The sequence below is a fragment of the Roseateles sp. P1_C1_2 genome (assembly GCF_056406535.1).
Genome location: NZ_JBFUAB010000015.1, coordinates 1 through 21,741 on the forward strand (window position 1 = coordinate 1; position 21,741 = coordinate 21,741).

At 69.0% G+C, this 21,741-nt stretch carries 13 protein-coding genes; 9 read left to right on the top strand and 4 right to left on the bottom strand.

Features of this window, described 5'->3' with window-relative positions; genetic code table 11:
* The 3 genes from AC1D2H_RS15770 to AC1D2H_RS15780 form a co-directional block, all read left to right on the top strand.
* On the top strand, positions 1-484 hold a 484-nt coding region (locus AC1D2H_RS15770; RefSeq protein ID WP_478011609.1), incomplete at its 5' end, for a hypothetical protein.
* 13 nt (positions 485-497) lie between these two features.
* Positions 498-3,272, top strand: a complete 2,775-nt coding sequence (locus AC1D2H_RS15775) for a serine/threonine-protein kinase (RefSeq protein WP_478011610.1) — start codon at positions 498-500, stop codon at positions 3,270-3,272.
* Between the two features lie 123 nt (positions 3,273-3,395).
* Positions 3,396-5,096 (top strand): AMP-binding protein, encoded by a 1,701-nt coding sequence (locus AC1D2H_RS15780; RefSeq protein ID WP_477931086.1) that lies wholly within the window; start codon positions 3,396-3,398, stop codon positions 5,094-5,096.
* Between the two features lie 141 nt (positions 5,097-5,237).
* Here the strand turns inward: AC1D2H_RS15780 and AC1D2H_RS15785 are convergent, their stop codons facing one another.
* Complete coding sequence (locus AC1D2H_RS15785) at positions 5,238-6,143, bottom strand: LysR family transcriptional regulator (RefSeq protein ID WP_478011611.1); 906 nt, start codon at positions 6,141-6,143, stop codon at positions 5,238-5,240.
* A 158-nt stretch (positions 6,144-6,301) separates the two neighbouring features.
* Between AC1D2H_RS15785 and AC1D2H_RS15790 the strand changes: the two genes are divergently transcribed.
* The 4 genes from AC1D2H_RS15790 (at position 6,302) to AC1D2H_RS15805 (ending at position 16,204) form a co-directional block, all read left to right on the top strand.
* Entirely contained in the window at positions 6,302-8,473 is a 2,172-nt protein-coding gene (locus AC1D2H_RS15790; protein WP_478011612.1) for a malate synthase G, read from the top strand.
* Between the two features lie 169 nt (positions 8,474-8,642).
* A complete protein-coding gene (locus tag AC1D2H_RS15795; protein ID WP_478011613.1) occupies positions 8,643-11,660 on the top strand; it encodes a TonB-dependent receptor in 3,018 nt (1,005 codons plus the stop codon).
* 461 nt (positions 11,661-12,121) lie between these two features.
* The gene (locus AC1D2H_RS15800) at positions 12,122-14,899 is read left to right on the top strand and encodes a TonB-dependent receptor domain-containing protein (RefSeq protein ID WP_478011614.1); all 2,778 of its coding nucleotides are present in this window, start codon (positions 12,122-12,124) and stop codon (positions 14,897-14,899) included.
* A 99-nt stretch (positions 14,900-14,998) separates the two neighbouring features.
* On the top strand, positions 14,999-16,204 hold the full coding sequence (locus AC1D2H_RS15805; protein ID WP_477931096.1) for an NAD(P)/FAD-dependent oxidoreductase: 1,206 nt from the start codon (positions 14,999-15,001) through the stop codon (positions 16,202-16,204).
* Here the strand turns inward: AC1D2H_RS15805 and pcaF are convergent, their stop codons facing one another.
* From pcaF to AC1D2H_RS15820, 3 genes are all read right to left on the bottom strand, one after another.
* Positions 16,205-17,407, bottom strand: coding sequence for a 3-oxoadipyl-CoA thiolase (gene pcaF / locus AC1D2H_RS15810; RefSeq protein WP_477931098.1), 1,203 nt, complete (start codon positions 17,405-17,407; stop codon positions 16,205-16,207).
* 165 nt (positions 17,408-17,572) lie between these two features.
* A complete protein-coding gene (locus AC1D2H_RS15815; RefSeq protein WP_478011615.1) occupies positions 17,573-18,985 on the bottom strand; it encodes an FAD-dependent oxidoreductase in 1,413 nt (470 codons plus the stop codon).
* Positions 18,982-19,779, bottom strand: a complete 798-nt coding sequence (locus AC1D2H_RS15820; protein WP_478011616.1) for an enoyl-CoA hydratase-related protein — start codon at positions 19,777-19,779, stop codon at positions 18,982-18,984. Before AC1D2H_RS15820 ends, AC1D2H_RS15815 begins: the two co-directional genes overlap by 4 nt.
* 116 nt (positions 19,780-19,895) lie before the next feature.
* Here AC1D2H_RS15820 and AC1D2H_RS15825 point away from each other — a divergent pair, with 116 nt between their 5' ends.
* Positions 19,896-20,939: a sensor histidine kinase gene (locus tag AC1D2H_RS15825; protein ID WP_478011617.1), complete on the top strand. Its 1,044-nt coding sequence runs from the start codon at positions 19,896-19,898 to the stop codon at positions 20,937-20,939.
* A complete protein-coding gene (locus tag AC1D2H_RS15830) occupies positions 20,936-21,691 on the top strand; it encodes a LytR/AlgR family response regulator transcription factor (RefSeq protein WP_478011618.1) in 756 nt (251 codons plus the stop codon). The genes AC1D2H_RS15825 and AC1D2H_RS15830 overlap by 4 nt, the downstream gene beginning before the upstream one ends.
* The last annotated feature ends 50 nt before the right edge of the window (positions 21,692-21,741 follow it).

The following is a 21,741-nucleotide window of genomic DNA, read 5'->3' on the forward strand; positions in this document are numbered from 1 at the left end:
CCGCCGCCTGGCCGATGAGCTCGCCCGCAGCCGCGACGTCAGCGGCCCGCCCTGGGCCGAGGCCGGCCTGGCCATCGCGCGTGTCGGCCTGCACCTGGGCGACCTCGCCCTGGCCCAGCAGGCCCTGGCGCCGCTGCAGGACCTGCAGGCGCAACCCTGGCTGAACGTCCACCAACAGCTGCGCAGCCGCGTCGAGCAGGCCGCCGGCGAACTGGCCCGGGCGCGCGGCCAGGCCCCCGCCAGCCTGGCGGCGCTGCGCCAGCGCGTGGCGCTGCTGGACGCCCTGCCCCAGCCCCAGGGCCTGCCGCATTGGCGGGCCCAGCTCGACCTCGCGGCCAGCCTGGCCGGCACGCCGGAGGCCGCCGCGGCGCTGCAGCGCGCCGACGCGCTGCGCCCGGCCTGGCTGGCCAGCCATCCTCTCGATGCCCTGCGCCGCGAGCTGGAGAGCRGCAAGCCCGCCCGTCAATGGGAAGGTCAGTTCTAGCCCCATGAACGCCATGGACGCCACCGACTGGCCGCGCATCTCGGCCCTCTTCGACGAACTGGCCGACCTGCCCGCCGCCGAACGCCAGGCGCGCCTGGCCGCTCTGCAGCCGCCCGCACTGGCCGAACGGCTGGCGCGCATGCTGGCCAATCTGCCGGAGGACGACGACGCCACCGTGCTGGTCGGCCAGACCGCCTTCAATGCGCAGCTGGCCGATGCCCTGGTCGAACGCCCCCACAACAAGCGGCCCGAGCCCGGCGACCGCTTCGGCGCCTGGTGCCTGGCCGAGCTGCTTGGCGAAGGCGGCATGGGCCAGGTGTGGCGGGCCGAACGGGCCGACGGCCTCTACCAGGGCGAAGCCGCCATCAAGCTGCTGCGCGAGGACCTCGCCAGCCCCGGCCTCGCGGCCCGCTTCGCCCGCGAGCGCGCCGTGCTCGGCCGCCTGACGCATCCCGGCATCGCGCGTCTGCTGGATGCTGGCGAGCAGGACGGCCGCGCCTACCTGGTGCTGGAGTACGTGTCCGGCCAGACGCTCAGCGCCCATGCACGCAGCCATGCCCTGCCGCTGGCGGCGCGCGTGAAGCTGCTCGTCGAAGTGGCGCGTGCCGTCGAGCATGCGCATGCCCAGCTCATCGTGCACCGCGACCTCAAGCCCGGCAATGTGATGCTCGACGAGAGTGGTTGTGCCAAGTTGCTGGACTTCGGCATCGCCGGCCTGCTGAACGACGCCGGCATGCAGGCCGACAGCCAGTTGACGCTGATCTCGGGCCGGCGCCTGACGCCCGCCTATGCGGCGCCCGAGCAGATCTCCGGTGCCGCCGTGGGTGTCGCGGCCGACATCTACTCGCTGGGCGTCATGCTCTACGAACTGGCCAGCGGCCAGCTGCCCTTTGACAGCAAGGGCCGCAGCCGCACGGAGCTGGAGCATGCGGTGCTGCACACGGAAGCGGTGCGGCTGACGCGCACGACCGGCAGCGGTGCCGATGAGCGCGACCAGGGCCCGGGCCGCCCGCCCGACGCGGCGCGCGCCCGCGGCGACCTCGAGGCCGTGGCTGCCAAGGCGCTGCGCAAGGATCCCGCCGAGCGCTATGCCAGCGTCGGCGCCCTCATCGACGACCTGCAACGCTGGCTGGAGCAGCGCCCGGTCAGCGTGCGCGCCGAGGAGTGGCGCCACCGCGTCCACCTCTGGGCCAGGCGCAACGCGGCCGTGGCCATCGGCGGCACGCTGGTCATCGCGGCGCTCAGCCTGGGCCTGGCCGTGAGCCTGTGGCAACGCCGTGAGGCGCAAGCCGCGGCGCGCGAGTCCGACCAGGTGACCGGCTATCTCGCCGAGATGCTGAGCGCCGCCAGCCCCGACCAGAACGGCGGCCGCCAGCCCACCGTCGTCGAACTGCTGGACCGCAAGCGCGACGAGCTGGCGACGCGCTTCAACGACCAGCCCGAGGTCAAGGACCGCGTCTTCAACACGCTGGTGAAGACCTATTTCGCGCTGCAGCGTTTCGACGTCGCCGCGCCGCTGGCCGAGGCCCGCCTGGCCCATGCGCGCCAGGCCTTCGGCGAGGACGACCCGCGCGCCGAGGACGCCGTCGTCTCGCTGGCCGGCATCCACACGGCCGTGGCCGGCGGCCAGCCCGTCATCGACCTGCTGGAGCCGCTGCTGCCCCGCTGGGACCAGCGCTACGGGCCGCTCAGCGAGAAGTCGCACAACCTGCGCCTGCACCTGCTGACCGCCTATGGCCGCCTGGGCCGCTTCGCCGAGGCCGAACGCGAGCTGGCGCTGGCACGGCGTTCCAACGACGTGATCTACGCCAAGAACCCCTTCGAGCATGCGCGCTTCGCGACCTACGAGAACGTGCTCTACGTCTACGAGGGCCGGCTGCGCGAGGCCGAGCGCTCGCTGGAGGCGGCCAAGCCGTTCTGGAATCCGAAGGAGGCCGAGCGCATACGCCCGGCGCTGGTGCTGGAACGCAACCTGGCCTTCGTGCGTTGGCGGCTCGCACGCGAGAGCGCGGCCGAGGCCACGGCGCGCAGCGATGACCTGATTCGCCGCTGGGATGCCGTCGCCCGCCCCGGCAACCATGCCAGCACGCTGATGCGCCAGTTGCTGGCCGTCTATCTGCAGCAGCTGGGGCGCTTCGGCCCGGCCCTGGATCAGCTGGAGAAAGCCCAGGCCGAGACCGAAGCCGCCGGCGCCGACGACGCGGTGACCGGGCTGCTGCGCCGCACCCTGGTGCTGGAGGCCCGCGCGCTGGCCGCCGGGCGCGCCGACACGGCCACGGTACGGGCGGCCGCCGAAGCCCTCGTCAAGCTGGACGCGGCACCGCTGATCGGAGACGTGCGCCGCGCCGAGGGCCTGCTGACGCTGGCCCATGTCGCCATCGCCCCCGGGGCCGGCGAGGCCGGCCAGGCGCTGGCGCGCGACATCGAGCACCGGCTGAACACGCTGCGCCCCCTGCTCGCCCAGGCCGGCAACCTGGCCAGCCGCATCGACCTCCTCAAGGGCCGGCAGGCCGGCACGCCGGCGGCCTGGCTGGCGGCGACGCGCATCCGCGTGGCCTATTTCGACGGCCTGCCCGAATCGCAGGGCCTGCCGGACTGGACCGCCCGCCTGCAACTGGCCTGCGCACTGCGCGCGGCGGGCGAGCCCTGGGAGGCGGCCCTCACGCGCGCCGAAGCCGCGCGGCCACCCAATCTGGCCGAGCTGACGCCCGACCTGCATCCACTGACCGGCGTCGCCGCGCAGTTGCAGGCCGGCACGGCAGCGGCCGACTGCGACTGGCGTTTCTAGAGACCTGCCTCTAGGCGCTGTGGGCAGGGCGTCACGGCGCAAGGTGTTTACCCGGGGGAGGGGCAGCTTTACAGGCGGTTAACTTTGCGGCTCCCGAAAAGAATCCCCTGAGGAGACACGCCCATGGCCACCATCGCCGCCGACCAGCTCGCCCTGCAACGCCTGTATCACTGGGAGCGCACGGCCGGCAGCACGGTCACGCTGACCCAGCCCATGGGTGGGCCCGAGGTCAAGGACTTCACCTGGGCCCAGGTGGGCGACCAGGTGCGCCGCATGGCCGCCTTCCTGAAGGCCAAGGGCGCCGCCGAAGGCTGGCCGGCCGACGCCAAGGTGGCGATGCTGTCCAAGAACTGCGCCTGGTGGCTGATGACCGACCTTGCCATCTGGATGGCTGGTTATGTGTCCGTGCCGCTGTACCCGACGCTGGCCGCCGAGACCATCACGCAGATCCTCACGCACAGCGAGGCGCGCTTCGTCTTCATCGGCAAGCTCGACGGCTGGGAGGGCATGAAGCCCGGCGTGCCGCCCAGCCTGCCTGGCGCCAGCTATGCGCTGTCGCCCGACGACGTGAAGAAGAACTACGAGAGCTGGGACGCCATCTGCGCCCGCACCGAGCCGCTGAAGGGCGAGCCTACGCGCGCCGCCGACGAGCTCTGCACGCTGATCTACACCTCGGGCACGACGGGCAACCCCAAGGGCGTGATGCACAACTTCGGCGCCTTTGCCTGGGCCATCAGCGAGGGCCTGGCGCGCTTCCCGATGAGCGTCAACGACCGCATGATGTCCTATCTGCCGCTGGCCCACGTGGCCGAGCGGGTGCTCGTCGAGCACAGCTGGCTGAAGGTCGGCCTCAAGGTGTTCTTCGCCGAGTCGCTGGACACCTTCACGGCCGACCTGCAGCGCTCGCGGCCGACCATCTTCTTCAGCGTGCCGCGGCTGTGGGTCAAGTTCCAGCAGGGCGTGCAGGCCAAGATGCCGCCGCAGAAGATGAACAAGCTGCTGCGCCTGCCCATCATCGGCGGCCTGGTGCGCAAGAAGGTGCTCAAGGCCCTGGGGCTGGACCAGTGCCGCATCGCCGTCGGCGGCGCCGCGCCCATGCCGGTGGCGCTGCTGGAGTGGTACGAGACCATCGGCCTGCACATCAACGAGGGCTATGGCATGACCGAGAACCTGGCGCTGTCGCACATGACGATGCCGGGCAAGAACCAGCGCGGCACCGTCGGCCCGGCCTATGGCGGCGTGCAGACGCGCATCGACCCGGCGAATGGCGAGCTGCAGATGCGCAGCCCGGCGCTGATGATCGGCTACTACAAGGAACCCGGCCTGACCGCCGACGCGCTGACGTCGGATGGCTGGCTGCACACCGGCGACAAGGTGAGCCAGGACGGCGATGGCTGCGTGCGCATCACCGGCCGCGTGAAGGACCTGTTCAAGACCAGCAAGGGCAAATACGTCGCCCCGGCGCCCATCGAAGACAAGCTGGGCATGAACCCCAACATCGAGGCCTGCTGCGTGGCCGGCGCCAACATGGGCCAGCCGCTGGGCATCGCCATGCTGTCGCCGCAAGGCATCCAGCGCGCCAGCACCGACGCGGAGCGCGCCGCGTTGATGGCCGAGCTGAGCAAGCATCTCGACGACGTCAACGCCCGCCTGGACCCGCACGAGCAGCTCGACACCCTGGTGCTGATCAAGACGCCCTGGACCGTCGACAACGGCTTCATCACGCCGACCTTCAAGGTCAAGCGCAACCGCATCGAGGAGGCTTACGCCGGCAAGTTCGACAGCTGGGCTGGCAAGCGCGCCAAGGTGCAGCTCGGGGATTGAGACCCCTCGCCCGGTCTGGCCCCACTGAACGCGGGCGAGCCCGGTCGGTCCCCCGAGGGGACGGCGATGCTTGCGGCATTGAGCCGCAAGCACATCGCCATGGCGGGCCGGCTAGGGAGCTGCCCGGCGCTCGGCCCGAATTCAAGAGCGCCAGTAGTCAGCGCGGCCGTAGTGGCCGCGCAGATGCTCCACCCAAAGCCGCGTGCGCAGCGGCAGATGGCGTGACTGCGGGAACACCGCGTAGATGCCGTTGGGCGGCGCCGCGAAGGCGTCCAGCACGCTGACCAGCCGCCCCGCCGCGAGATCGGCCTCGACCTCCCAGGTGCTGCGCCAGGCGATGCCCAGCCCTTCCACGCACCAGTCGTGCAGCACCTGACCGTCGCTGCAGTCCAGGCGCCCGACGGGCCGCAGGTGTTGCAACGCACCTTCGATCTGGAAGGCCCAGCCACGCACCTGGCTGGCTTCGGAGCTCAGCGTCAGGCAGGCATGGCGGCCGAGTTCATCGGGGTGCTTGGGCGTGCCGGCCCGCTTCAGATAGCCGGGCGCGGCGACGCACAGCCGCCGGTTGTCGGCCAGGCGCGTGCTGACGAGGCTGGAGTCGGGCAGGTCGCCGACGCGCACCGCGCAGTCGAAGCCCTCATGGACGATGTCGACGACGCGGTCGCTCAAGTTCAGCGACAGGCTGAGGTCGGCATGCTCGGCCAGGAAGCTGGGCACCAGCGGCGCGACATGGCGGCGGCCAAAGCCGGCCGGGGCCGTCACACGCAGATGGCCGCTGGCCTTCAGCCCGCCGGCACTGACGGCGGCCTCGGCATCGGCCAGCGACGCGACGAGGCGCTGGCAGTCCTCCAGGAAGGCCTGGCCCTCGGGTGTCAGCGTCAGCCGCCGCGTCGTGCGCAGCATCAGCTTGACGCCCAGGCGCGCTTCCAGCGCGTCCAGCCGTCGACCCATGACGGCCGGCGCGACGCCCTCGGCCTGGGCCGCCGCCGTCAGGCTGCCCTTGCCGGCGACGAGGACGAAGGACTCGATCTGCTTGAGCTTGTCCATGACGGGATTGTGCTGGCCCAAAGGTGCAAAGACAGCGGTTTCAGGAAAGATCTTTGCGTTTTTGTCACAGATGAATGGCGCGGCCCGCAGCGAATCCCGACACGCGACGCGGCTAGATTGGCGACATCCGTTGTTGCCTCTCGCAGGAGTTGTTCGCCATGCCCCGCACCACCCTCCACCGCCTGCAGGTCGATACCGACCTGGCCCGCTTCATCGACACCGAGGTGCTGCCCGGCACCGGCGTCGCAGCCGACGCCTTCTGGGCCGGCTTCAGCCAGTTGGCCCACGAACTCGCGCCAATGAACCGCGCCCTGCTGGCCGAGCGCGACCGCCTGCAGTCCGAGCTGGACGCCTGGCACGAGGCCCATCCCGGCCCGATCACCGACATGCCGGCCTACCGGACCTTTCTGCAACGCATCGGCTATCTCGTCGAGCCGCCCGCCCAGGTGCAGGCGACCACGGCCAACGTCGACGCCGAGCTGGCCCTGCAGGCCGGCCCCCAGCTCGTCGTGCCCATCCTGAACGCCCGCTATGCGCTGAACGCGGCCAATGCGCGCTGGGGTTCGCTGTACGACGCGCTGTACGGCACCGACGCCATCTCCGAGGCCGACGGCGCGACGCGCGACGGCGGCTACAACCCGGTGCGCGGCGCCAAGGTCATCGCCTTCGCCCGCCAGGTGCTGGACCAGGCCGCGCCGCTGGCCAGCGGCTCGCATGCGCAGGCGACCGGCTACCGCGTGGAAGGCGGCCAGCTCGTCGTCACGCTGGCCTCCGGCGCCACCACGGGCCTCAAGGACACCGCCGCCTTCGCCGGCTACCAGGGCGACGCCGCCACGCCGACCAGCGTGCTGCTGGTCCACCACGGCCTGCACCTGGACATCCGCATCGACCGCTCGACGGCCATCGGCAAGAGCGACGCGGCCGGCGTCGCCGACGTCGTGCTGGAGTCTGCGCTGTCCACCATCCTCGACCTGGAGGACTCGGTCGCGGCTGTGGACGCCGAGGACAAGCTGCTGGCCTACCGCAACTGGCTGGGCATCCAGCTCGGCACGCTGACCGAGGAAGTGGCCAAGGGCGGCAAGAGCTTCACGCGCCGCCTGAATGCCGACCGCGTCTACACGGCCCCGAACGGCGGCACCGTGACGCTGCATGGCCGCTCGCTGATGTTCGTTCGCAATGTCGGCCACCTGATGACCAACCCGGCCATGCTGCTGGCCGATGGCAGCGAGATCCCGGAGGGCATCATGGACGCCGTCGTCACGACGACGATCGCGATGCATGACCTGAAGCGCCGCGGCAACTCGCGCACGGGCTCGGTCTATATCGTCAAGCCCAAGATGCACGGCCCCGCCGAAGTGGMCTTCGCGGCCGAGCTGTTCAGCCGCGTCGAGCAGTTGCTCGGCCTGCCGGACAGCACCGTCAAGCTGGGCATCATGGACGAGGAGCGCCGCACCTCCGTCAACCTCAAGGCCTGCATCGCCGCCGCCGCCAGCCGCGTCGCCTTCATCAATACCGGCTTCCTGGACCGCACCGGCGACGAGATGCACACCGCCATGCGCGCCGGCCCGATGCTGCGCAAGGGCGACATGAAGACCTCGAGCTGGATCCAGGCCTATGAGCGCAGCAATGTGCTGACCGGCCTGGCCTGCGGCCTGCGTGGCCGGGCCCAGATCGGCAAGGGCATGTGGGCCATGCCCGACCTGATGGCGGCCATGCTGGAGCAGAAAGTGGCTCACCCCAAGGCCGGCGCCAACACCGCCTGGGTGCCGTCGCCGACCGCCGCGACCCTGCATGCGCTGCACTACCACCAGGTCAGCGTCAGCGCGGTGCAGCAGGCGCTGGAGAAGGTCGACCTCGCCGCCGAGCGCGAAGCCATCCTGAATGCGCTGCTGACCATCCCGGTCGCCCCCCAGGCCGACTGGACGCCCGAGCAGCGCCAGCAGGAGCTGGACAACAACGTGCAGGGCATCCTGGGCTATGTGGTGCGCTGGGTGGACCAGGGCGTGGGCTGCTCCAAGGTGCCGGACATCAATGGCATCGGCCTGATGGAAGACCGCGCCACGCTGCGCATCAGCAGCCAGCACATCGCCAACTGGCTGCGCCATGGCGTCGTGACGGCCGAGCAGGTGCGCGAGACCTTCGCGCGCATGGCCAAGGTCGTCGATGGCCAGAACGCCGGCGACCCGGCCTACCAGGCGCTGGCCACCCACCCGCAGGGCGCGGCCATGCAGGCGGCGCTGGACCTGGTCTTCAAGGGCGAGGCCCAGCCCAGCGGCTATACCGAGCCGCTGCTGCATGCCTGGCGGCTGAAGGTGAAGACAGCCTGCTGAAAGATTGGCGGCGCTGTCAAGCAGCGGAAGCCCGGTGTTGCCTACCTGCCAAGCAGAGGGACAACACGGGCCCAGCATTCCTAGGGGGAAATCAAGATTCCGGCCTTCTCCCTGACTTTTGGCATGTGTCAGAAGTCAGGTTCTCGATCCAACTCTCCGGAGGGCCATCTTGCTTACCCTGCATCACCCCCGTACCCCCTTCCTGCGCCACAGCGCAGTCGCCCTGGCGATCAGCCTGGGTTTTGCCGGCGCCGCCCAGGCGCAGAGCGCTGAAGGCTCGCTGTTCGGCCGCACCACGGCCGGCGCGACCGTCAACATCGTCAACGTCGACACCGGCCTGCAGCGTCAGACCACGGCGGAGGCGGCCGGCAACTTCACCTTCTCCAAGCTGCAGCCGGGCCGCTATCGCGTGACCTCGGGCGGCGTCACGCGCGAGGTGGTGGTGGCCCTGGGTTCCGGGACCGAGGTCAAGCTCAATGTCCAGGAGATGGAACGCATCGAGATCTCGGGGCGCGCCAGCCGCTCGATGATCGACGTGGCCAGCGTGGAGAGCAGCACGGTGTTCACCGCCGAGCAGCTGCGCGCCCTGCCGGTGGCGCGCAACGTCGACGCGGTGGCCCTGCTGGCGCCGGGCGTCGTGAAGGGGGATGCCGACCTGGGCGACAAGGGCGGCCTGCCGTCCTTCGCCGGCGCCTCGGTGGCCGAGAACGGCTACTACATCAACGGCTTCGACGTCACCAACATCCGCAACTTCCTGTCCTATGCCAATCTGCCCTTCGAGGCGATCGCGCAGCAGCAGATCAAGACCGGCGGCTACGGCGCCGAATATGGCCGCTCGCTGGGTGGCGTCATCAGCCTGCTGACCAAGCGCGGCACCAACGAATGGACGGGCGGCGCCTCGGTCTACTGGGAGCCGCAGGCCCTGCGCAGCAAGGGCGTGCGCGTCGCCAACAAGGAAACCGACCTGGACAGCGCCTTCCCGTCGCTGCCGCCCTACACGCACTATTACTACGACACCACGCTGAACCGCCGCGAGGTGCGTGAGTACAACGCCTATGTCGGCGGTCCCGTCATCAAGGACAAGCTGTTTGTCTTCGGCCTCGTCGAAGGCCGCAGCAACACGACCGACACCTTCGAGGAAAGCCAGTCCCACCGCATCAAGGACACGCATCCGAACTGGCTGGTCAAGGTCGACTTCGCGCCGACGGACAACCACCTCTTCGAATACACCGGCATCAGCACCAAGAGCAAGCGCGACTACTACGACTACGACTCCGCCACGCCCTATGCAGGCACGCTGGACGGCACGCCCGGCGCCAGCAAGCGCACGGCCGGCGGCCGCGTCGACATCCTCAAGTACACCGGCTACCTGACCGACGACCTCACGATCTCGGCCCTGGCCGGCCGCGTGGACGATCAGCAGCCCATTTTCAGCGGCGCGCGCCTGAACGGATCCGACTGCCCGACCGTCTACAACGTCGGCGCCACGGCCCCGCTGGGCTGCTGGAACGGCATCTTCCCCGGCGCTCCCGGCCGCGACCCCAACGCACCGCCCACCGACATCGACAAGCGCAAGGCCTACCGCGTCGACCTGGAGTACGTCGCCGGCAAGCACACCATCCGTGCCGGCCTGGACAACCAGACCTTCACCTCCGGCCAGGCCGGCGGCTCGGACTACTCGGGCGGCATCTACTGGCGCTATTTCGTGACCCCGGCCGCCGGCGGCACCGTGCGCGGCGTGGCCCTGCCCGGCAACACGCCCTATGTGCGCGGCCGCATCTCGCAGAACACCAGCGGCGAGTACGAGGTCAAGAACAGCGCCTACTACGTCGAGGACAGCTTCAAGGTCACCAAGGAAATCCTGCTCTACGGCGGCCTGCGCTGGGAATCCTTCGACAACAAGAACAGCGATGGCGTGAGCTTCGTCAAGAAGGACCGCGAGATGGCGCCGCGCCTGGGCTTCTCCTGGGATGCCAACGGCGACTCCACGCTCAAGGTCTACGGCAATGTCGGCCGCTACTACATCCCGGTGGCGTCCAACACCAACATCCGCGCCACCCGCGGCGAGTTCAACACCGAGGCCTACTACCGCTACACCGGCCAGGACCCGCGCACAGCCGCACCGACGGGCACCACCCAGATCGGCACGACGCTGGTGAACTCGGACGGCCGCATCCCCAACCCGGCCACCATCTCCGCCACCAACCTGAGCCCGATGAACCAGGACGAATACATCCTGGGCATCCAGAAGGCCGTCGCCAAGGGCTGGACGGCCGGCGCCAAGTTCACCTACCGCAAGATCAACAGCGGCATGGATGACTTCTGCGGCCACTACGCCATGGAAGACTGGGCGGCGGACAACGGCTACACCGCCTTCGACTCCGGCACGCTGGCCTCCTGCATCGTGCTCAACCCGGGCAAGGATGTCAGCCTGGCGATGGACCTGAAGAACGATGGCCAGCTGACGACCGTCAACATCCCGGCCAGCTACTTCCGCCTCGCGCCCTACACCCGCACCTACAAGGCGCTGGAGCTGACCCTGGAGAAGCCCTTCGATGGCAAGTGGGGCCTGCAGGTCTCCTATGTGCTGGCCAAGAGCCGCGGCACCGCCGAGGGCTATGTGCAGTCGCAGCTGAACCAGGAGGACGCGGGCATCACCCAGGACTTCGACTTCGGTTCCTTCACCGATGGCGCCAAGGGCTATCTGCCCAACGACCGCCGCCACACCTTCAAGGTGTTTGGCACCTACGCGCTGACGGAAGAGGTGTCGATGGGCCTGAACGCGGTGCTGACCTCGGGCCGGCCGTACAGCTGCATCGGCTTCGTGCCCAACACGGTGCCCGACTTCGCCGAAACCTGGACCGGCAGCGCTTCGTCCTACTACTGCCGCACCAGCACGACGGAGGTCAAGCTGGTGCCGCGCGGCACGGCGGGCCGCACGCCGTGGACGCACCAGTTCGACATGCAGTTCGCCTACAAGCCCAAGTGGGCCGCCAGCCGGCTGACGCTGCAGGCCGACGTCTTCAATGTGTTCAACACCCGCAAGGCGACGGAATACAACGAACTGCGCGACTACAGCTACGCCACCAGCGAGGTCGCACCCTACCGGCAGAACGCCAACTACGGCAGCCCGACGGCCACGCAGGAACCGCGCTATGTGCGCCTGAGCGGCCGCTACGAGTTCTGATGCCGCGCAGGGCCTGCCCTTGGCGGGCAGGCCCTGACAGGCTCGCGCCCCCTGCGAGCCCCCTTCTGGTGCAATCCTCGATGTCCTGGCGACCACGCGTTCGGCCGGGACGCTTCGCTTTGGCACTGCGCTGCAGGCAATGCCAGCGGCTGGCAACACCCATTTCGGTGTCAATCTGTTGCTTTCTGGTTCGAACAACCCGCCGGAAAAATCGGCTTCTGTTGCCCGATAACGACAGTGCACGCGCGCTGCGCCGCGTGAGCTAGGGATTTGCGCGCCTGGCGCCACGAAAAGCACGCGTCGGCACGGCCGAGCCCACTCAATTGGGGCGAACCCGCAAAGGTGCTCAGCAATCTTTCATCACACTTCCGCGACTCTCCGGCGCTACGGCCGGGGCTGTGGCCTAGCACTTGCCGCCCATCAGGTTAGGCAAGTTGTCTTAATTGTTAGGAGTTCCTTCGATGTTCAAACTTCATGCCGTCAGCGCCGCTGCGTTGGCTTGTCTCGCCGCAGCCATGCAGCCGGCTATCGCCCAGCAGCAACTGGAACGGGTCGAAATCACTGGTTCCAGTATCAAGCGCATCGCCAGCGAGGGCGCATTGCCCGTGCAGGTCATCAGCTCGGAGCAGATCAAGGCCACCGGCGCCACCAACGTGGCCGAACTGCTGCAACGCATGCCGGCCATGCAAGGCTTCCAGATTGCCGACATCGCCATCGGCTCCAACTCCGGCGGCACCGTCTTCGCCTCGCTGCACGACATCGGCCAAGCCTACACGCTGGTGCTGCTGAACGGCCGCCGCCTGGCACCCTCGGGTGACGGTGGTCGCGTCAATCTGAACTCGATCCCCATGAGCGCGATCGATCGCATCGAAGTGCTGACCGACGGCGCCTCGGCCCTGTACGGCTCTGACGCCATTGCCGGCGTCGTGAACTTCGTCCTGAAGCGCAACAAGCAGGGCGGCGAAGTCACGGCCAGCTACTCGAACCCGCTGGAAGGCGGCGGCAAGTCGGCCTTTGCTTCCATCACCTATGGCTTCGGCGACCTCGACCGTGACCGCTTCAACGTCGTGGCGTCCTATCGCCGCGACCAGCAGAAGCAGCTGAAGTCCAGCGATCGCGATTTCGCCAAGACCGCCTATGTGCCGGTCTACTTCCAGGGCAACAACTACGTCTACGACCGCACCAGCACGTCCGCCGACCCGGCCAACGCGCAGGTGACGTTCAAGCGTATCGGTGCTGACACCGCGACGCTGGGCGCCTACTCCTTCAACCCCTACATGAAGGAAAAGGGCGTTTGCGCCCCCAACAATTTCTACAGCCTCGCCAACACGATTCCGGCAGGCAGCGCGGCCACCGTCGGCACCGCGCAATGCGCGTTCGACTTCGTGTCGACCATCGACATCTATCCCGAATCCACGCGTGATTCGGCCTTCGTCACGGGTCAGCTCAAGGTTTCTGAAAATCTCAAGCTGTTCTCTGACATCGCCTACTCCAAGTACGACCTGATCGCCCGTATCGCGCCGAACCCGGTGCCCATCAACATCCCGGTCGGATCGGCGCTGTACAACAAGTACGTCTCGCCCTATCTGACGGCCGCCCAGCAGGCCCGCGTCAACACCGTCACGGCAGGCTTCCGCGCGACGGACTTCGGTACCCGCGATTCGGAGACCTTCACCACAGCCAAGCACGTCGTCGTCGGCGCAGATGCCGACGTCGGCAGCTGGAACATCAATGGCGCGCTGACCTGGTCGCAGAACTCGCTGGACGAGCATTACATCGGCGGTTATTTCAAGACCACCGAGTTCACGAACATCGTCAGCACGCTGGCCATCGACCCGTTTGTGCCGTCGGGCAACCAGACCTCCGCCGCGCAGAAGCTGATCGGCGACTCCATCTACCACGGCAGCATCCGTACCGCCTCGACGACGCTGAAGGGCGGCGACGTGCGCGCCTCGGGCGAAGTCTTCAACCTGCCCGCCGGTGCGGTGAACCTGGGTGTCGGCGCCGACGTCCGCAACTACCACTACAAGCAGACCCCGTCTGCCGACGCGGTCAACGGCGTCATCTACAACTTTGCCGCCAACCCGCAGTACGACCTCGAGCGCGACAACCTCGGCGTTTTCGCTGAATTGCTGATCCCGGTCGTGAAGGGCCTCGAGGTCAATGCCTCGCTGCGCTACGACAGCATCAGCAAGATCAAGGACGCGATCAACAACCGCGACTTCGGCAAGACGGAAAAGGCATCGACCTACAAGCTGTCGGGCAAGTACCAGGTCTCCAGCCAGCTGATGTTCCGTGGCTCCTACGGCACGGGCTTCAAGGCCCCGGACATGCTGGACATCGCCCAGCCGCTGGTCTCCAACGGCGTGACCGCCTCCAGCTACGACTGCCCCTTCCCTGGCGACGGCAGCGGTTCGCCGCCTTGCAAGCCTGGCAAGGCCCAGTACACGCAGCTGAGCGGCGGCAACGAGAACCTGAAGCCCGAGAAGTCCAAGCAGGCCACCCTGGGCGTGCGCATCGAGCCGAGCTCGAACTTCAGCGCGGCCCTGGACTACTGGCAAGTCAAGCTGCGCGACGCCGTCAGCGGCGTGTCGGCCAACCAGGCCTTCGGCGATCCGCAGAAGTACCAGAGCCTGTTCACCACGTACAAGCAGCCGGCTGAAACGTCGAACTTCTACGCCTTCATGGCCCTGTCGACCAACATCGGTCAGGCCATCACCAAGGGTATCGACTGGGAACTCGAAGGCCGCACGGAAATCGGTGGCGTCGGCCGCCTGACGACCTCGGTGTCTGGCACGTACATCATCGAGTCCTCGTACACCCGTGCAGGCACGAGCAACGACTTCACGGACAGCCTGGGCCACTACGGCGAAAACGCCGCCGTGACCTTCCGCAACATCCTGACCGCGCAGGCCAAGCTGCAAACCGGCGCCCTGACCAACTCGCTGCAGTTCAAGTACCGCAGCAAGTACCAGGACCGTGCGCAGACCGTTCGTGACCTGTCGACGGGCAAGAACACGACCATCGCGCTGAATGTGCCGGAGTACTACACCATCGACTACCAGGGCAGCTACAAGTGGAGCAAGGCGCTGGAACTGCGTCTGGGCGTCACCAACCTGCTGAACAAGGCCCCGCCGCTGACGCTGCGTGACTCTTCGGGCCACCAGGTTGCCTATGACCCGCGCTACGCCAGCCCGCTGATGCGCACCGTCTACGTGACCGGCACCTACACGTTCTGATGACGTGATCCGGCCGGCTTCGCGCCGGCCTCTTCAGGCCCGCCTCGGCGGGCCTTTTTCATTTCGGGGGCGAGAATGCGCGCCGCTCCTGCCCTTGCCATGACAGCCACCGATCCCATTCCCGACGTTCTCGTCATCGGAGCCGGCCCCGCCGGCAGCGCCTGCGCGCGCACACTGGCCCGTGCCGGCGTGTCAGTGCTGCTGGTCGACCAACACCCGCCCGGCCGCGACAAGATCTGCGGCGACGGCTTGATCCCGGATGCCCACAAGGCCCTGGCCCGCCTGGGCCTGCTGGACGAAGTCATGCGCCGCGCCGAGGCCGTGAGCCACGTCGGCTGCATCGGCCCGCGCGGTGGGCGCATCGACGTGCCCGGCACGCTGGCGGTGCTGCCGCGCAAGGAGCTGGACGCATTGCTGCTGCGCGCCGCCCGCGACGCCGGCGCGCGCTTCGAGCAGGCGCGCTTCGAGGCGCCGCTGGAGGTCGACGGCCGCGTCGTCGGCGCCCGGCTGAAGCGAGGTGACGAGATCGTCGAGATCCCTGCGCGCTGGGTCGTGCTCGCGACCGGCGCCGTCCCCAAGGCATTGACGGCCGCCGGCATGTGCGAGCGCCACACGCCCAGCGGCGTGGCCTTGCGCGGCTATGTGAAGGCGCCGCAGATGGTCGGCAGGATCAAGGCGCTGGAAGTCGTCTGGGACAAATCGGTGCGGCCGGGCTATGGCTGGATCTTCCCGGCACCCGACGGCCACTTCAACATCGGCGTCGGCGTGACGGACAGCCATCGAGACCTCGGCGGCAAGGGCCAGAAAAAGGACGTCAACCTGCGCGCCATCTTCGATGCCTTCATCGCCAAGTACGAACCCGCGGCGGAACTGATGCGGGTCGGCGAACTGGTGGGCGAGCTGAAGGGCGCTCCGCTGCGCTGCACGCTGGCCGGCGCCCAATGGACACGGCCCGGCCTGCTCGTCACCGGCGAGGCGGCAGGCAGCACCTATTCCTTCACCGGCGAAGGCATTGGCAAGGCCATGGAGACCGGCATGCTGGCGGCCGACGCCATCCTCGGCCACGCCGACGACGCCGCGGCCCGCGCCGCCTACGAAGCCGCCCTCACGGCCCTCAAGCCCAAGTTCGACCTCTACGAACGCGCCAACCGCGTCAACGCCCACCCCTGGCTGGCCGACCTGCTGATCTGGCGCGCCAAGAAGAGCCAGCGCCTGCTGGCACGGATGGCCGGCGTGCTCAACGAGACCAGCAACCCGGGCAATCTGGTCAGCCTGAAGGGCATCTCCAGGCTGTTTCTGGAATAGCTAGACGCGTTCCACGATCAGCGCGATGCCCTGACCGACGCCGATGCACATCGTGCACAGCGCATAGCGGCCGCCCGTCACCTCGAGCTGGTTGATCGCCGTCGTCACGAGGCGCGCACCGCTGGCGCCGAGCGGGTGGCCCAGCGCGATGGCGCCGCCGTTGGGGTTCACGCGGGCGTCGTCATCCGCCAGACCGAGGTCGCGCAGCACGGCCAGGCCCTGGGCCGCAAAGGCCTCGTTCAGCTCGATGACGTCCATCTGCGCGAGGGTCAGGCCGGTCAGCGCCATGACCTTGCGCGTGGCCGGCGCCGGGCCTATGCCCATGATGCGCGGCGCGACACCGGCGGTGGCCATGCCGACGACACGGGCGCGGGGCTTGAGGCCATGACGGGCCGCTTCGGCCTCGCTGGCCAGCAGCAGCGCACAGGCGCCGTCGTTGACGCCGCTGGCGTTGCCGGCCGTCACGCTGCCGTCGGGCTTGACGACGCCCTTCAGCTTGGCGAGCGCCTCGATGCTGGTCTCGCGCGGGTGCTCATCGAGCAGCACGCGAACCGGATCGCCCTTCTTCTGCGGCACTTCCACCGGCACGATCTCGCGCTCGAAGAAGCCGCGCTTCTGCGCCGCAATCGCCTTCATCTGCGAAGCAAGCGCCATGCGGTCCTGGGCCTCGCGCTCGATGCCGAAATCGGCCGCCACGTTCTCGGCCGTCTCGGGCATGGCGTCGACGCCGTACAGCGCCTTCATCTGCTTGTTGATGAAGCGCCAGCCGATGGTGGTGTCATAGACCGCGTTGGCGCGGCTGAAGGCCGACTCGGCCTTGGGCATCACGAAGGGCGCGCGGCTCATGCTCTCGACACCGCCGGCGATCATCAGCCCGGCCTCGCCGGCACGGATGGCGCGCGCGGCCGTGCCGATGGCGTCCATGCCCGAACCGCACAGGCGGTTGACCGTGCTGCCGGGCACGTCCATCGGCAAGCCGGCCAGCAGCGCCGCCATGCGGGCGACATTGCGGTTGTCCTCGCCGGCCTGGTTGGCGCAGCCATAGATGACGTCGGCGACCTGGGCCCAGTCGACATTCGCATTGCGCGCCATCAGCGCCTTGATGGGCAGGGCGCCCAGGTCGTCGGTGCGGATGGAGGACAGCGCGCCGCCGTAGCGGCCGAAGGGCGTGCGAATCGCGTCGCAGATAAAAGCGTGATTCATTGAAGTCTCCAATTGCATGTTCGGATTTGCGGGCCGAGCGACGGGCCGCTCCCTAGCCGGCCCGGCTGGCGATGTGCTTGCGGTTCGATGCCGCAAGCATCGCCGTCCCCGCGGGGGATCGACCAGACATGCCCGCGTTCAGCGGCGCAGGGCTGGGCGAGGGGCTCACCGTAAATACGGCGACACGCGATAGCGCTCGCCGCGGTAGTGTTGATCGAGTCGGTCCAGCAGTGCGACGACGGGTGCGGCGCTCCAGAAGGCCAGCCATTCGAAGGGGCCGGCGGGATAGTTGACGCCCAGTTTCATCGCCGCGTCGGCGCCGGCCTCGTCGCAGACGCCCTGGGCGACGGCATCGGCCGCCTCGTTGATCAGCATCGCGATCGTGCGGGCGACGACGAGGCCGGGCAGGTCGGCCACGGCGCGCGGCGTCAGCCCTAACCAGGTCAGCCATTCGGCGGTGCGTGCATCGCCGGCATAGGCGATGTCACCACTGGGCGCCAGCGGCAAATCAAAGACCGCCGCGCCCGGGCCGAAATCGCGCGCACGCCGGCCATCGGTCAGGCGCAGCTGGCGGCCGTCGACGGCCAGGCCGACCCAGTCGCTGTCCAGCTCGCGCACCGCCTCCGGCAGGTTGGCGACGAAACGTTCGGCCAGCGCGCCACGGCCATGCACGACGAGGCGGGCCGCCCGCGGCGGCGCGATGTTGACGGCCGGCAGCGCCGGCGGCCCTTCCGGGTAACGGTAGAAGCCGCGCCCGCTCTTGCGGCCAAAGAAACCGGCATCCACCAGCTCCTGCTGCACCAGCGACGGCGTGAAGCGGCGGTCGTGGAAGTTGGCCGCGAAGACGGAGTTGGTCACCGCGAAATTGGTGTCGTGGCCGATCAGGTCCATCAACTCGCAGGGGCCCATGCGAAATCCCGCGGCGCGCAGGCAGGCGTCGATGAGCTCGGGCGCCGCGGCACGGTCCTGCAACAGCATCAGCGTCTCGGCGTAATAGGGCCGGGCGATGCGGTTGACGATGAAGCCCGGCGTCGAGCGCGTGTGCACCGCCGTCTTGCCCCAGCGGCCGGCGAGCTCGAAGACGGCCTGCGCGACCTCGGGCGCAGTGCCCAGGCCGGACACCACCTCGACCAGCTTCATCAGCGGCACCGGATTGAAGAAGTGCATGCCGACGAGGCGCTCGGGCTTGTGCATACCGCGCGCCAGCGCCGTCACCGAGATGGACGAGGTATTGGTGGCAATGACGGCGTCGGCGGGCAGCAAGGTCTCCAGCTCGGCGAACAGCGCGCGCTTCACCTCCAGGTTCTCGACGATGGCCTCGATGACGAGGTCGGCGCTGCCGAGAGCCTCCACCGGCGTGATGCGCGCCAGCGTCGCCTGGGCCGCATCCGCGGTCAGCTTGCCCTTGGTGACCAGGCCGCCCAGCGTGGCCGAGAGCTTGCTCTTGGCGGCCTCGGCGGCGCCAGCGCGGGCGTCGAAGAGGGCCACCTCGTGGCCGGCCTGGGCGGCCACTTGCGCGATGCCGGCGCCCATCAGGCCGGCGCCGACGACGAGGATGCGGGAGTTGTTCAGATTCATTCGGAGGCCGTCCAGTTGGGCTTGCGCTTGGCCAGGAAGGCGGCGAAGCCTTCGCGGGCCTCGGGCGTCTTGCGCACGCGGGCAATCGTTTGGGCCGTCAGCTCGCGCACCTCGGCGGTGACCGGGCCGGGCGACAGCTGGGCATAGAGCTGCTTGATCTCGCCCTGGGCGGCGGGGCCGCAGGCCAGCAGCTCGGTGATGAAGGCGTCGACGGCCGCGTCCAGCCCCTCGACCGGCACGACGCGCTGCACGAGGCCGACACGCATGGCTTCGGTGGCATCGATGCGGCTGGCCGTCAGCGCCAGGCGGCGCGCCTCGCGCAGGCCCACGGCGTTGACGAGGTGCGGGCCGWTGACGGCGGGCAGGATGCCCATGCGGGCCTCGCTGACCGAAAAGCTCGCCGCCTCGGCGGCGACGGCCATGTCGCAGGCGGCCACCAGGCCGACGCCGCCACCCAGGGCCGCGCCCTGCACGCGGGCGATCGTCGGCTTCGGGGTCTCGGCAATGCGCGCCAGCATGGCCGAGAAGCGGCGCGCGTCGGCGAGGTTGTCGTCCTGCGAGGCGGCGGCGGCGCGCTGCATCCACTGCAGGTCGGCACCGGCGCTGAAATGCTTGCCTGAGCCGGCCAGCACGATGGCGCGCACGCCGGCGTCGTCGCCCAGCTGCGCGAAGGCCGCATCCAGTTCGGCGATCAGCGTCTCGTCGAAGGCATTGAAGACGGCCGGGCGGTTCATCGTCAGCACGGCCACGCCGTCGCCGCGGCGCTGCAGGTCGAGGGAGGTCCAGGAAGGCATGCGGGCATTCTGCACGTTTCCCGACCGATCGGTCGACTCTGCCATTCAGGCGTTCCAGCCCGCCATTCGCCGCCCGATTGGCGCCGTGCCACCGCCCCGCCTCCTAGACTGCCGCCATGCCTCGCCTCGACGACTATGTCCAATGGTTCTATCCCGGCTCGCGCCGTGTCTTCACGCCCGCGGAGATGGCCCGTGGCGGCGACCAGGCCTGGCCGTCGGGCATAGACCAGTACGTCTTCGTCAACGTCATCCTGCTGCTGGCCGCGTTCTCGCACCAGATGTCCAAGGGCACGCGGCCGGTGGCGTGGTTCCTGTCGCTGTTCATCACCTCCGTTGCGCTGGCCGTGGCGCGCGGGCTCTGGCGCAACCCGAGCCGGCGCCGGCTGAACATCGCCTGCTACGGCATTGCGGCGGTCGTCGCGGTGTTCTTCGTCGTGCTGATCAGGACGGGCTGGCGCGAGGCCGCCATCGACCACGCGGCGCTGGCGGTGGTGGTCATGACGGCCATCCTGTCGGCCTGGTGGGGCTTGACCGTCTACCGCGTGGAGCAGATCGAGGCGCGGCTGCGCGAGCTCGCCGAGCAGGACATTGCGCTGCGCCTGCAGACGCGCCTGGCCGCGGCGCAGATCCAGCCCCATTTCCTGTTCAACACCCTCGCCTCGCTGCAGCACTGGGTGGACACCGGCGATGCCCGCGCCGCACCGCTGCTGCGCGACTTCACGGCCTATCTGCGCGCGACGCTGCCGATGTTCGACCGCGAGCTGCAACCGCTGGCCGAAGAGATGGAAATGGTGCGCCGCTACCTGACCATCATGCAGGCCAGGCTGGGTGCGCGGCTCGCCTTCAGCATCGACATGCAGGTCGACCTGGACAGCCCGGTGCCGCCGGGCATCGTGCTGACGCTGGTGGAGAACACCATCGCCCACGGCATCGAGCCCCAGCTGCGCGGCGGCCATGTCGAAATCGCCGCACGCCACGAGGCCGATCGCCTGGTGCTGACCATCACCGATGACGGCCCGGGCCTCACACCCGGCTGGACCGAGGGCGTGGGCCTGTCCAACACCCGGCGCCGCCTGCTCGGCGCCTACCCCAGCGCCACGCTGACGCTGACCGACGCCACGCCCGGTTGCACTGCCACCCTGACCCTGCCCCTGCCATGAACTTCACCGCCCTGATCGCCGACGACGAGGAGGCCCCGCGCGAGCAGCTGCGCGCGGCACTGGCCCGCCTGTGGCCCGAGCTGGACATCGTCGCCGCCAGCACCAATGGTGCCGAGGCCTGGGACGACTGCCTGGCCCATGAGCCGGCCATCGCCTTCCTCGACATCCGCATGCCCGGCCTCACCGGGCTGGAGGTGGCGCGCCGCCTGTCCGCCCTGGCCCAGCCGCCGCTGATCGTCTTCGTGACGGCCTACGACGACCACGCGCTGGCGGCCTTCGACGCCGGTGCGGTCGACTATGTGCTCAAGCCCGTCGACGACGAGCGCCTCGCGCAGACGCTGGCCCGGCTGCGCGCGCGCTTGGCCCAACCGACGGCGGACACGACGGCCCTGCAGCGCCTGCTGGCCAGCCTGCCGCAGGCGAAACCGGTGCCGCGCCCCATCCAGGCCAGCGTCGGGCGCGACGTGCTGCTGATCCCGCCGGAAGAAATCATCTACTTCGAGGCCGACCAGCGCTACACCCGCGTCGTCCACCAGAGTGGCGACGCGCTGATTCGCACGCCGCTGCGCGAGCTGCTGACGCAGTTCGACCCGGAGCAGTTCTGGCAGATCCACCGCAGCGTGCTCGTCAACAGCCGCTGCATCGCCAAGGCCATCCGCGTGGACGAGGGCACCATGGTCGTCACGCTGCGCGGCCGTGACGACAAGCTGCCGGTGTCGCGACAGTTCCAGGCCCTGTTCAAGGGGCAATGAAGGGCAAACCCTTGGGCACCGGCGTGGGCCGTCTCCAGACAATCCGCCGC

Excerpts from the sequence above, each read along its gene's own strand:
- AC1D2H_RS15775 (WP_478011610.1), top strand. The coding sequence starts at position 498 with ATGGACGCCACCGACTGGCCGCGCATCTCGGCCCTCTTCGACGAACTG.
- AC1D2H_RS15780 (WP_477931086.1), top strand. The coding sequence starts at position 3,396 with ATGGCCACCATCGCCGCCGACCAGCTCGCCCTGCAACGCCTGTATCAC.
- AC1D2H_RS15785 (WP_478011611.1), bottom strand. The coding sequence starts at position 6,143 with ATGGACAAGCTCAAGCAGATCGAGTCCTTCGTCCTCGTCGCCGGCAAG.
- AC1D2H_RS15800 (WP_478011614.1), top strand. The coding sequence starts at position 12,122 with ATGTTCAAACTTCATGCCGTCAGCGCCGCTGCGTTGGCTTGTCTCGCC.
- AC1D2H_RS15805 (WP_477931096.1), top strand. The coding sequence starts at position 14,999 with ATGACAGCCACCGATCCCATTCCCGACGTTCTCGTCATCGGAGCCGGC.
- pcaF (WP_477931098.1), bottom strand. The coding sequence starts at position 17,407 with ATGAATCACGCTTTTATCTGCGACGCGATTCGCACGCCCTTCGGCCGC.
- AC1D2H_RS15815 (WP_478011615.1), bottom strand. The coding sequence starts at position 18,985 with ATGAATCTGAACAACTCCCGCATCCTCGTCGTCGGCGCCGGCCTGATG.
- AC1D2H_RS15825 (WP_478011617.1), top strand. The coding sequence starts at position 19,896 with ATGCCTCGCCTCGACGACTATGTCCAATGGTTCTATCCCGGCTCGCGC.
- AC1D2H_RS15830 (WP_478011618.1), top strand. The coding sequence starts at position 20,936 with ATGAACTTCACCGCCCTGATCGCCGACGACGAGGAGGCCCCGCGCGAG.